The organism is Acetatifactor sp. (genome assembly GCF_982438285.1).
The window spans coordinates 1-12,712 of record NZ_CEWDFQ010000052.1 but is presented as its reverse complement, the minus strand read 5'-3'; the positions used below and the strand labels follow the sequence as shown (position 1 = coordinate 12,712).

Genomic DNA, 12,712 nt, shown 5'->3' with positions numbered 1-12,712 from the left:
TGTCATTTTAATTGCAGCCCCCATCCCCCACAAAATGCCGGATAAGAGAATAAATAAACTTTTATAGACTTTTTTCTCATATTGATTTACTTTTGTCCATGTATAATATGCCGTTATGCCAAATGCAAAGCTCATTGCATCCGTATATACTGATTGCGTGTGGCCGATTACGGGCATAAAAATCCCTATCAAGCCAACGCCAATCCAAGGAAGAAAAAAAAACTGTCTCTGCTTCACATACCCGGACAAAAGCCTAAATACACAGTACATAGTAATTGCAACCTGGAATACATTCAGGAAAACAGCCAAGTAATATGGTTCGGGAAACCCCAGAAATTGATTTACACGAATTATTATGCTGAGCAAAAGCATGGGAATAATATTATTATCACATCTCGCAAAATATTCCCAGTTGCTTTCCTCAGCCAGCCCCGCCGCATATAACGCCCCTCTATACACCTCATAATGATCATTATCGGGAATTGCTCTTGAAAATATAGATATGGCAGACAGCGCAAAAAAATAAAAGCACAGAAAAAGGATTAAAGTGCAATTTGATTTTAATATTTTGGCAAGACAGGAATAGGTAAGTCTGGAAACAAGCAGGCTTCCAAGAAAAATTACAGCTGAAACAAGCAGTGGGAAGATCAGCATGCTATGAACGGGAAGATTATTCTGAGTATCCAGGATTGCAAGGACAAGAACCGATATTATATTTATAAAAAAGCACCCATAAAAAAACTGCATAAGTCGAAATTTCTTTCCAGCCATTTTCCCCCCGCACGGTATAAAAACCCGAATTCATATTTTTAATTGAACATTACACATTATTATAATTGATATATTTAGTATCATCAAGAAATTTTTGCGGAAACGGATTATTACCCGATTCATTCGAAAGTTTAAACAAAAACTTAAACATTTCTAAAATTTTCTAATAATCTGGACTTTCCTCCCACATAATAGTAAAATAAAATACAACTTTTTTACCCTGGAAATGGAAGCGGCATCGCAGAATGTGAGGTAATATGAAACAAAATAAAGGAAACCGGGAGCAGGTTCACACCGCTTCTATCTCTGATAATGACATCCCTGATATTGAAATTATTGACCTGGAAAAAGAGGATTTTTCCCCGGCGCATCCGGATGGAGACAACGCCGCCGGGTACATTTCAGAGGAACCATACGATTCGGAGTCCTCTGAGGAGCTGGAAGAGGCATACGACGATAATGAGTTTTTTGAGGAACCATTAAAAAAGAAACGTTTTCCCATCAATATGCACCTGATCCTGATTTTCACAGTGATCGTCTTTTTCGGCGCCATCCTGTTCAAGTTTTTCAACTGGGGTGTGGAAGTAGATCTGGAAGAAATTTTTAAGGATGGACCGGGCACCTACGAGGACACCCTGGATGAGATTCTTCCGCTGGTAGGCGGAACCGAGGAGGGGCCTGTGGATGACGGCGTCACCACTATTGTAGCCTTTGGAAATGCACCCTTTGCCGATGACAGGGATTCTCAGGACAGCCTGGCCGCTATGATTGAAGAGCTCACCGGAGCGGTTGTCTATAACTGTTCTGTAAGCGGCAGCTATCTGGCGGCCCTTTCACCCCAGATCGATTCCCAGAATTATCCCATGGACGCCTTTAATTTTTACTGGCTCTGCACTCTGGCCACAGGCGGGCCCATCGACTATTTTTATGAAGATGCCAAGGAGGTGATGGGTGAGGATTATCCCCCTGAGGGCGATGAGGTATACAACACCTTAAAGACGCTTGACTTTAACACGGTGGACGTGGTAGTGATTATGTATGATGCCAGCGATTATCTTGCGGGGCATGAAATGTACAGCGACCAGAATTCCACGGATATTCAGCAGTTTACAGGAAATATGGAGGCTGGAATCGAGCTTTTGCAGTCCACCTATCCCAATATCCGCATTATTGTCATGTCGCCCACCTACGCCTTTGCCATAAATGAGGAGGGTGAATATGTGAGCAGTGATATTCAGCGCTACGGACAGGATGTTTTGTCCACCTATGTGATCAGACAGTATGCCTCCTGTGCTACCCGAAGCGTCTCCTTTGTGGACAACCTATACGGAACCATCACCGAGGACAACGCCAGTGAATACCTCATCGACAATCTCCATTTAAATGTGGAGGGCAGACGAAGGGTTGCCGAACGCTTCGAATATGCTTTGAATTACTATAACAGGGAAGGCAGTTGAGCCTTCCCTGTTTTTTCCCTTATTTTCTATTTTTCTTCTTTTTTTGTCAGCTCTGGAAATTCCACCACTCCGGAGTGGTGTCCCGGTAAATCACATACCCTTGTGTGCTTCCAAAAACCACATATCCGAATTCCTCAAGATTTCCGTTGATTTCCTTATCCTGAGGCAAAATCACATAATGGCACATTTCCGCCTTTGCCTGCTGGGAAAGCGCCTGGGCGTCTATTACCTCTGCCTCCATCACATCGTAGAGATCACTTGAGTGGCTCCACCTTTCCACTGTAATCTCTCTGCCGTAGGGCATACATACCACGGGAGAATACTGCCTCACATACTGCAGAAGCTCCGCCGGGAAAACAGCCATCACCTCCCGCCCCTCCACCTCTATGGCGTCACAGATGTCCACAACGCTCTGAGGCACATGGTAAAGATTTTCCGCCCTGCTGAAAAAAGGGTTGCTGTACACAAAGCTGCCAGATACCCCAATTATCCCCGCAAGACATGCTGCCAGCACATATCTGCCCTTCCCCTTAAGCTGCCCGTAAAGACGCGCGGCCGCAAAGCCATTCACCAGTGTGATGGGCAGAAGCCAAAGAATCCGGTAATAAATCTCACTGTCCGCAACGCTGTATACCAGACGCGCAAACAAAGGATTGAAAAAAAACAGCAATAAGATGGCAGGCACATACAAAAAAAGGATTCTGATATGCTTTCTCTTTTCCACCACAAACAGATATACGGCCGAAACAAAAAACCAGATCACAATCAGACCGGTTCCCATATAGTCCCGAAACAATGTGGTTATCTCACTCCACATAAGGCTTTCCTCCTATACGAACTCGATGGGGGGCTGCACCTCTTACACCATCTCCCCAATCATTTCTTTACAAAAGCAAGTACAGCACTGCAAAGCCCACGCAGGGAATGCAGCAGCAGCCCATAGGAAGCAGCACGCTCCATTTTCGAAAGCAGGCCGCCGCGCATATCCCTGTGATTCCCATGAGCATACAGACCAGCAATGCTCCCATGGTGCTGCAAAGACAGGCCGCAGTCATGGCCGCTCCCAAGAGAACCCAAAACCCCGGAGGAATTTTCTCCTTCTCCTGAATCTTTTCCAGCAAAAGCAAAAGAAGCAGAAACAGGGCCGGTATGATGATACTGCCAAGAGCAGCCTTCCCCTGGCGGCTTCTGGCAATCATAAAGTTTTCCACAGTGTAAAAGGAGGTATCTCCAAACAGCACCAAAAGCTGTGTAAAAATCAAATATACAGGGACACACTCACGTCTTTTGGCAAAAAGCTTTTCTCCGATCAGATAAAAGATTCCATAGGTCATGGCAATCAAAGCCACGGGAACCGCCACATGCGCCACGCTGACGGTACGGATTCCCGATATGCTGGCCAGAAAGGCAATCCAGATGGGAAAAGGCGCCAGCCCGTGCCTTGCATCAAGCTCTGTGGTGCCTCCCGTATAGGGAAGCTTGCGGTACATGGTTCCTGCATTCTCCGTTATGGAAGAGACGGCCACATAATAAGCGTCATCTCCGTCCGCATAGGTCATCACAACTGCCTGCACCAGCTGGAAAAGCAGCAAAACCCAAAACAAAATCCAGGCTGCTGTTTCTACCTTTCTCTCCTTAAAGCTGTGCTCCCGCACCACATAAAGAGCAGGCCGTTTTCTTCTTCTCAGGAAAAGGAATACAGCCCCAAGCAAAAGAACCACCGTATAGGCCAAAAACAGCCTGACGAAAAATCGGTAATCCTTTTGGGCCAGCACCAGGGGAACGCATAAAAGCTGAAACCCGCCCCACAGGCAAAGCTGCCCGTTTATCAGACGGAAGGGAAGTCTCCCTGCCAGCCTGTCTGCGCCCACGAAAAGCTCTCCCACCCAAATGGGAATCACAAAAAGCCATATACATAAAATCAAAATTCCTATCACCGTCATTAACATTTTCTTCTCCATGCCCTGGGCAGCAAAGCAGCCCTCACTTTCCAAGCAAAAAGATTCGATCTTGATACACACTGTCCGCAAGAAGCTCCTGTTTGAGAGACAGGCCGTAGACCTCCTCCATCACAGTCAAAACCTCTTCCCAATCCGCCTCAGATTTTACCAGAACCACTGCCTGCTCCAAAGAGGCCACAGATTCCCTGTCCTTTCTCTCAATCAGCTCACCCGGACGCACAAGAAGGGTTTTTTCATAATGAGTAAATTCCAGCAGATTCTCGTAATAACCCACTCCTTCATAGACGCAGATACAGGGAAGGGACGCATACTCTTGGGAAAGCTCCTCCTGTTTTTCGTAACCCCGATAAAGATAGCTGCCGTCATAGTCAAAAAGCCCAAGAACCTGCCAAAGCAGACAGATGCCGCAGACTGTCCCCGCAAAAATGCCCTTCCTATTGCCAAAATAGCTCTCCAGCTTTCCCAGCCACAAAACCAGCACAAGGGCGCCCCAAAGACACACAAAGGGAAACAGCGGCATGATATACCGATCCACCAGATAAGGGGACATTCTGGCCGCCAAAAAGAAATAGCCCGCAGGAGGTACGAAAAGCAGGCAGATTTCGGCCAGAGGCTTTTTTTTCTTTCGCAGGCACACAAGCCCCCACACTGCGCAGCACAGCCCCATGGCGCATAAAATCCACATCAGATTCCCAAAGGTTCTGGAGACCAGGATTTCCAAAAAGGCGGACAGTCTCTGTCCATAGCCGGAAACACCGGCGGCCAGATTCTCAAGGGCCTCCACCCCACGGGAGCTGGAAAGCACATCCGAAAGAGCAAAGGGAAACAGTAAAATGCCTGTCGCGGCCGCAATCACCATAGATCGCACCAGGCAAAGGCATTCTCTGAAACGCCGTTTCCAAAGAAGCCCTGCATCCAGGGGAAGAAACAGAAAAATACAGTAAAACAGGAAAAAATACTGGGTCAAAAAGCCAAGCACCGTAACTGCAATCAGCCTGAAATTTTTCTTTTCAAACCCACTCTGCTGCCATTTCTGCATACAAATATAAAAAAGCGCCACGCAGAAAAAGGTCAATACCCCATACATCCGTATAAGAAGCACACAGGCCATGGCCCCGGTGGAAAGCCCATAGAAAAGAGCTGCTAGAATTCCCGAAAGCCGCGCCTTAGCAGACATCCCAAAAAGGCAGGCAAACTGCCGTCCCAGCCTCATCAAAAGAAGCATCGTGCCAACAGCTGCTGTCAGATTGATCACACAGCCCATGAATGGCTTGATCTGCCCCCGAAACAAGGAACACACTGTGTGCAGCAGCATGAAATGCAGCGGAGGATGATTGTCATCCTTCACATTGAAATACACGGAGGCGTAGTTAAAGGCGTCCTTATCATCCACGGTAATGTAATCCAAAAATTCCTCCGCGCTGATCCACACCGGTTCCTCATAGACATCCGCCTGATAGGACAAAAGCTTGCTGTTTCCCCTGTTTTGTATCACATCCTTACATGTGCTCCAGAGGTTTCCCATAGTTTCGGAAAGACTTTCCCCACGAATCTCGTTTTCCACAAACTTAGCCAGTCTCCCCTGAGGCTGGGTGGGCACAATCCAGGGATTAAACTCCCCATTGGCAAGCTCGAAGCTCAAAAGCTCATCCATGTGGTAGCCTTCCTTTTGGGATATGCCAAAGGAAAGCACCATCACGCAAAGCAGTATGGCTGCAATTTCCCAGCTTTTTTCTTTTAACCTTCCTCTTTTCATGGGCGCCTCACAAGTTTATAAAATTTCATATAAGAAAATACGGTAATAGCTGTCCTGGGTCTCAAAGGGCTCCTCTCTGACCAGCCTAAGCCCCGTCTCCTCCCCATTTTCAATCCAGGCGGCGGAAAGCAGATATTTTCCTCCCAGCTCCTTAAGGGCGGACACACATCCAGGGCGTAATCCTGAAAATAAAATCCGTTTTTCTCTATGGTATAATAGCCAGGGCATTCTGCCGAGAACAAGTACAAACGGTTCCCCCAATCATCAAAATATTCCTGTAAATACTGGCTTTTTTCCAGCTCAGGAGCGATGATCCTGCGAAAGCTGTGCTTATATTCCAGGGAATAATTATTGGAATATCCGTCCAGACAGTAAAATCCCTGATAAAGCGCGGCGGCAGGGTCAATGCCAAGGCTCACCACCCGATAATCCTCCGGCTTTTGTCCTGTCTGCTCCAAAAGATATGCTTCCACCTGCTCCATCACGCCTATGGCGTAATAATCCCGAAAGGACAAAAGACCATAGTCGGGGCTGCGCAGCTTTTGCACATTGGGCTTTAGATTGCTGTTTCTTAAAACATCCACCCCCGTTAGAATTGTCACGGCTGCAAAACAAAAAAGTCCTGCCCCCGCAAGAAACCGTCCAGCCAAAAGGCTGCCTGAAAGGGCCCTCTTTTCCCTCTCACAAAATGGAGCAGGCAAAGCCCAAGCTCCAGCTCACAGGCCAGCAAAAGATACCACAGGCAGGGAGCCAGCCACAAAAGCCGATCCGCCTGGAAAGCTCCCAGGACCAAAAGCCTTGTGCGAAGCAAAATTCCCAGGCTGCTGTCCCAGAGGGCAGATACCAGAGTAAGCAGAAAAATCACCCCGAGAGAAATCCCCATAGCCCCCAGAATCTTCCGTTCCTTTTCCCGCCGGAAAGCCCCGGTGAGAAGAGAAAACACCCCGGCAAGAACAGCTCCCCCAAAAATCCACTGGTGGTAGTCTCCACTGTGCTGCCCTCCCTGTAGAAAGCCCGTAAGGAGACTATTCCAAAAGGGCTCCGCCGTCAAAACATATTCCTCCTTGTGGGAAACCACGCTTGGTATCCACCCAAGCAGCTGTCCCAAAAGGCGGAAATTTTCCACTACATAGATTCCCGTCATCATCCCAAGGCAAAAAAGAGGCAGGCGGCGGAGCCCCCTCTGCCTGGGCAGAAGCGTCCACAAAAGTCCCATACCGATCACTCCAAAGCCGATGAGCACCAGGGAAGAGCATAAGGCGTACACTGCACTATACCCAAAGGCAAAGGCTCTGTGCTTTTTATTCCGCAGCTGAAGGAAGCTCCAGAAAAGCAGGGGCAGACCATACTGTGACAGCCCGTATACCGGCAGAAAAGGCAGGTATGCGTATAGAACTCCCACAGCCATGGCAGCCGCCGGATGTGCTCTTGGAATTTCCCTTGTCAGAAGGTACATTCCCACATAGCCGCACAGACTTCCCAGAAGCTGCATGGACACCAATGCCCAAAAAGGACGCATAACCAAAAAAAGAAGCACAAATCCGGGCGCAGGCAGCGTCAGTGCAGTTTTGTCGGCTCCGTTCATAAATTCCGGCAGGAGATTCCCGTCAAAGAGATGCTTCGCCTGCAGCATATAGCCGATCAGCTCTCCGTCCAGCTGATCATGATAGGTTACAATGGCGTCCTGCCCCAAGATCAGATAAGGCACAAGCATTGCCAAGACGGCGCCAAAGCCCAGAAAAAAACAGATATTATGCAGTTTTATTTCCTTCCGTGCTGGCATACACACCCATCCCTTTCTCCATCAGCAAAAGGCTGAAGACCATCCACACACAAGTCACCCCTATGGTATTTTTATAGTCCATCATTCCTGCTCCCTGCATGGTATACCAAAGGATAAGTCCCACACAGGACACCCCCAAAATAAGGACCGAAAAGAAATTTCTGCCTGAAATAAGGCTCCTGTCCAGAAAAATACAAAATACCCCAAGAATCGCCCCCAGGCAGAGCGCTGCTGCAAACCACCAGCAGCTGTAATCCATATAAATCCGGGACAGCACCGGCGTGTAATGGCGCATGATCTCATAATTTCTCCCTGAATAGGAATCATACCCTCTGCCTGTAAGCTGCATCTGCAGCGCAATGGGAGAGACTGTGTACGCCGCCGCATCCCAGGCAATCTCATGGAGAATATGTGCACGGTTCTGCTCCCAGGCCTGTTTGGAGAGGGCAAGGAAAAATTCCCGGGCTTCCTCCGCCCCCAGGGCCTCCTCCACTGCTGGGCCGAACACCCGGGCCATGTTGTCTGCATAATAAGCGCTGGCTTGGACATCTCCCCAGTCTAAAACCTCCCTAAGCTGTTCCGGAAAGCCTTCATAATAGGACATAAGACTGGTCCACGCCGTACGGCTTACCAGACATGCCTCCAGGCTTTTTTCGTTTTTTCCATAATATCCCTTTACCTGCGTCAGACTGCTCATTCCTATGATCGTTGCCGCAAAGGCCAAAAAAATCACAAATTGTCTGGCAAACCGCCAAATGTCCTGATGTCTTGTTTCCTGGCTGTTCCCTCTCCGGACCAGTCCAAAAATCCGGAACAGCCCCCAAAGAAGCACAAGCACCGGAGGAATAGCTCCCAAAAACAGATAGTCCGGCAAAAGCAGAGCGCACAAAAGCCAGAAGGACGCAAGTTTTACCATCTGCCTTACCCGCAGCATACCCTTTCGCACCGTCTCCAGAGAAATGCAAAGCTCCAGCAGAAAAAAGGAGGAGACAAGAGAATAAGGAAGCAGGGCCAGATGGCACTGCATAGCCATGGGCAGCGTCAGAACGGCCAGGCTCCCCCAGAGATTCAGGGCTCTCTTTGTTTTTTTTAACACCATCAAAAGCCGGTGGGCCGCATAGCAGGCTGCCAGCAGCTGCACCACATACATCACGCAGTAATAGGGCAGCCCCGTCAGCCTGTTGAGCCCTCTTGCCAAAAGCAAAAGCACGGGATAAAGGATTCCCGTATACTCGTCGCATATAAAGTTCTTGCTGATTTCCACATAAAAAAGACTCTCCCCAAACTGCGCAAGCTTGGAAAAATTCAGACACATCCAGATCATGCCAAGGACGATCTGGATGGAAAAGCCTATGAAAATCACTCTGCCCAGGATGGCAGATATATGCCTGACTGCCCTCTGCATACTCATCTCCGTTAGCGATAAAACTTTTTGATGATGTCACTGATATAGTCCACCTGATCAAGGGTCAAGCCATAATACATAGGAAGCCTTGCAAGTCTTTCGCTCTCCCTTGTGGTATATCTGTCCTCCCCGTGGAAGCGGCCGAATTTCCGCCCGGCGGGAGCCGAATGCAGCGGGATGTAATGGAATACGGACAAAATGTCATTCTCCTTCAGATACTGGATCAGAGCAGTCCGTTCCTCCAAATCCGCCGCCTTGATATAAAACATATGAGCATTGTGAATACAGCCCTCTGGCACCACAGGAAGCTTCACCTTTCCCGCTTCCTCCAAAGGCTTAAGATTCTCATAATAACGGTTCCAGCAGGAAAGTCTTGCCTCATTGATCTCATCGGCCTTTTCCAGCTGGGCGTAGAGGTAAGCGGCATTCATATCGCTGGGGAGATAAGAGGAGCCAAAATTCACCCAGGTATATTTATCAATCTGCCCTCTGTAAAATTTACTGCGGTTGGTTCCCTTTTCCCGTATGATCTCCGCATCCTCCACATTCTTCTCATCCCGGATCAAAAGTGCGCCGCCTTCGCCCATGCTGTAATTTTTCGTCTCATGGAAGCTGAAGCACCCGTAGTCCCCAAAGGTTCCCAGCGCCTTTCCCTGATAAGAGGCCATGATGCCCTGGGCTGCATCCTCAATGACCATCAAACCGTATTTGTCTGCAAGCTCCATAATCTTATTCATCTCACAGGCTACCCCTGCATAATGCACCGGCACAATAGCTTTGGTCTTGTCTGTAATCGCTGCCTCTATGAGATTTTCGTCCATATTCATGGTATCCGGCCGGATATCCACAAACACAGGCACAGCCCCTCTTAACACAAATGCGTCCGCTGTGGACACAAAGGTGTAGGAGGGCATAATAATCTCATCCCCCGGCCCCACGCCTGCAAGCAGCGCAGCCATCTCCGTGGCGTGGGTACAGGAGGTGGTCAGCAGGCATTTTGCCGTTTTCGTCCGCCTCTCTATCCATTCACTGCATTTGTGGGTATAGGGCCCGTCCCCACATATTTTCTGGTTCTCCACGCACTCCCTGATATAGTCTACAGCCTTCTCTTCGTAAGGCGGCACATTAAAATTGATCATAAGCTCCTCCTATTTCTTCCATGCCCCAAGCACACTGCCCTGAACATTGTCCGTCACCCTGCTGATAATATATTTAGGTCTCCCCTTGACCTCCTCGTAGATTCTTGCAATGTAATGCCCAATGATGCCCAGACTCAGCATCAGAAACCCTCCGATAATCAAAATCAAAAGAATCACTGTGGTAAAGCCCTCCACAGCAGTTCCCATAAGATACTTTACAAGAGTCTGTACCGCAAGTATCACGCTGAATAAAATGGAAATCATTCCCATCACCGTCACCAGCTGCAGCGGCAATGTGCTGAAGGAGGTTGCGTTTGCCACCGCGTATTTCATCAGGCTGAAAAAAGACCATTTGCTCTCTCCATACTGGCGCTCCTGCACTTCATAAGAAACCGTCTCCGTGCGAAAGCCCGACCAGAAGGTCAGCGCCCTGAAAAAGGTATTCCGTTCAGGCAGCTCTAACAGCACATCCACCACCTTGCGGTCCAACAGCTTAAAATCCGAGGAGGCGTTCATGTCCATCTTAATCAGACGGCTCATTATCTTATAAAACAGCCCTGCTGACAGCTTGTGTCCCAAGCTTTCCTTCCCCCTGCTTTTTTTGATCCCTTCCACAATCTCAGCTCCGGCTTTCCACTTCTCCCACATTTCAGGAATCACCCCCGGAGGGTGCTGCAGATCGCAGTCCATGACAATCACGGCATCCCCCGATGCCATGGCAAGTCCCGCAAATATCCCCGCTTCCTTGCCAAAATTACGGCTGAATTCCGCTCCCTTGATTCGAGGGTCTCTCTCTGCTTCCTTTCGGATTTCTTCAAAGGTGCCGTCTCTGGAGCCATCGCTGATAAAAACCAGTTCGTATTCGATCTGATTTTCCGTGAGCACACTGGAAAGCACACGCGCCGTATTGGAAATATTCTGCTCCTCATTATAAGCGGGCAGTACAATGGATAGCAAGGCCATTTTTTATCCTCCGTCAGTGATTCACATTCTCCGTCTTTACATATAAAATTCCATCCACTACCTTTGTGGATGTCTTGCCTGGAAAGCTTTCCATTTCTACATATTCCGGGGATTCATAAATATCCTCCATAGCCTGGGCAGGCAGGAAATTCAGAGTAGCTCCCAGATAGTTTTTTATAAACGCCTCATAATTATTGCCGGTGTATAACAGGCTGTCTCCGTTTAAGCCGATCATGTTGGAAGTCACATCCCCCGTGATATCCGTAAGGGGAAACTGTTGATCCCCCACCACACCCACCATGGCGATGGGAATGCCCTGATAGTACCCTTGCGTCTGCTCTATCCGGTCCAGCAGCCTGACACAGTAGGCATAGGTTTTCTCATAACGCTTTTCCAGATTAGAGTATCCGATATTGTCCGTGACGCCGTAGTGAAACACCAAAACTCCTGCCCCCAAAAGGGCGCACCACTGCATAGCCCCGTTCCCGGGCAAAGCTTTTGCGTATCTGCTCACAAAGGCTGTCATGACGATCAGATACACTACCCACTGATACCGCATCAGCAGATGATAAGTCAAATCCGGGGAAATGAACAGAATGGCGTTTGTCACAAGGGGCAGCACAGCTGCCAACAATGCCATTATAACGAAAAATGCCGGATTCTTCCACCATTTTTTCCGAAGGCACAGCGCTGTAAGGGTCCAGGCTGCCGAAATCCCCAGAATTATAATTGCCGCCGCCGAAATCCCTCCGTTAAACAACACATTTCCCTTCAGGCTGAAGGCCCCAAAGTCCCTGTACGAAACGGCAAGCATCTCCATCAATCCTTCCCCCGAAGCCCCGGCGCTCTCCAGGGTGTTTATCCCCTGATAGGTATCCAGCTCCTTTCCCTGAATCCGCAGGAGCACCTGCAAAATAACGTAATACATGCCTGCCCCCAGCAAGCCCATATACAAATAGCGCAGACTTTTTTGCAGCTTTTCCCTGAGGGTCAGCGTGTCCATAAGCGTCATGAGAATACAGTAAATGCTAAGCAGCATGGCAACGGGCACATACGCCTGATAGGTTCCCATGCTGAATGCCAGGCAGATGCCTCCGCCCAGAAAGCCCAGACGCTTTTTTTTCGTAAAAAGCACCGCCAGTATAGCCAGAAAAAGAGCCAGCATATAGCCGTCCAGGGTAAATACATAGGCAAAGGTGGACGCCAGCGCCGGAAAGGAAACCAAAAGCCCGCTGATAAGCACTATGGCCACAGAGTCCCTCACCTCCAAAAGCTCTGTCAGCGCCGCTGCCGAAAAGGCCAAAAACACAAGGCCCAGCACTCCGATGAGCCAGGGAAGTGTGTAATAAGAGGAAAATCCGCAGGCAATCATCAAAAACCACCTGCCTGAGGTAATCATATTCTGATCGAAATACATGCTGTCTAAGCCGTCATGATTGGGAATATCCGACAGCATGACAGGCATATGAATCAAAAG

11 protein-coding genes are annotated in these 12,712 nt (G+C 48.7%); 1 reads left to right on the top strand and 10 read right to left on the bottom strand.

Annotation, left to right across the window (positions count from 1 at the left end):
* A partial coding sequence (locus AC1WIP_RS04255; protein ID WP_481140651.1) for a hypothetical protein occupies window positions 1-771 on the bottom strand: 771 nt, incomplete at its 3' end.
* Between the two features lie 257 nt (window positions 772-1,028).
* Here AC1WIP_RS04255 and AC1WIP_RS04250 point away from each other — a divergent pair.
* A complete protein-coding gene (locus tag AC1WIP_RS04250; RefSeq protein WP_481140650.1) occupies window positions 1,029-2,228 on the top strand; it encodes an SGNH/GDSL hydrolase family protein in 1,200 nt (399 codons plus the stop codon).
* Between the two features lie 46 nt (window positions 2,229-2,274).
* Here the strand turns inward: AC1WIP_RS04250 and AC1WIP_RS04245 are convergent, their stop codons facing one another.
* From AC1WIP_RS04245 to AC1WIP_RS04205, 9 genes are all read right to left on the bottom strand, one after another.
* Window positions 2,275-3,045: a hypothetical protein gene (locus AC1WIP_RS04245; protein WP_481140649.1), complete on the bottom strand. Its 771-nt coding sequence runs from the start codon at window positions 3,043-3,045 to the stop codon at window positions 2,275-2,277.
* A gap of 67 nt (window positions 3,046-3,112) precedes the next feature.
* Window positions 3,113-4,177 carry a DUF6077 domain-containing protein gene (locus AC1WIP_RS04240; protein ID WP_481140648.1) on the bottom strand — a complete coding sequence of 355 codons (1,065 nt, stop codon included), beginning with the start codon at window positions 4,175-4,177 and terminating at the stop codon, window positions 3,113-3,115.
* Window positions 4,178-4,211: 34 nt separating this feature from the next.
* Window positions 4,212-5,945, bottom strand: a complete 1,734-nt coding sequence (locus AC1WIP_RS04235; RefSeq protein WP_481140647.1) for a hypothetical protein — start codon at window positions 5,943-5,945, stop codon at window positions 4,212-4,214.
* Complete coding sequence (locus AC1WIP_RS04230) at window positions 5,942-6,595, bottom strand: DUF6044 family protein (protein WP_481140646.1); 654 nt, start codon at window positions 6,593-6,595, stop codon at window positions 5,942-5,944. Before AC1WIP_RS04230 ends, AC1WIP_RS04235 begins: the two co-directional genes overlap by 4 nt.
* On the bottom strand, window positions 6,544-7,728 hold the full coding sequence (locus AC1WIP_RS04225) for a DUF6044 family protein (RefSeq protein WP_481140645.1): 1,185 nt from the start codon (window positions 7,726-7,728) through the stop codon (window positions 6,544-6,546). The genes AC1WIP_RS04230 and AC1WIP_RS04225 overlap by 52 nt, the downstream gene beginning before the upstream one ends.
* A complete protein-coding gene (locus AC1WIP_RS04220; RefSeq protein ID WP_481140644.1) occupies window positions 7,697-9,133 on the bottom strand; it encodes a hypothetical protein in 1,437 nt (478 codons plus the stop codon). Before AC1WIP_RS04220 ends, AC1WIP_RS04225 begins: the two co-directional genes overlap by 32 nt.
* Window positions 9,134-9,144: 11 nt before the next feature.
* A complete protein-coding gene (gene rffA, locus AC1WIP_RS04215; RefSeq protein ID WP_481140643.1) occupies window positions 9,145-10,272 on the bottom strand; it encodes a dTDP-4-amino-4,6-dideoxygalactose transaminase in 1,128 nt (375 codons plus the stop codon).
* Between the two features lie 9 nt (window positions 10,273-10,281).
* The gene (locus tag AC1WIP_RS04210) at window positions 10,282-11,235 is read right to left on the bottom strand and encodes a glycosyltransferase family 2 protein (protein WP_481140642.1); all 954 of its coding nucleotides are present in this window, start codon (window positions 11,233-11,235) and stop codon (window positions 10,282-10,284) included.
* A gap of 13 nt (window positions 11,236-11,248) precedes the next feature.
* Window positions 11,249-12,712: glucosyltransferase domain-containing protein (locus AC1WIP_RS04205; RefSeq protein WP_481140641.1), on the bottom strand; the 1,464-nt coding region annotated here is incomplete at its 5' end.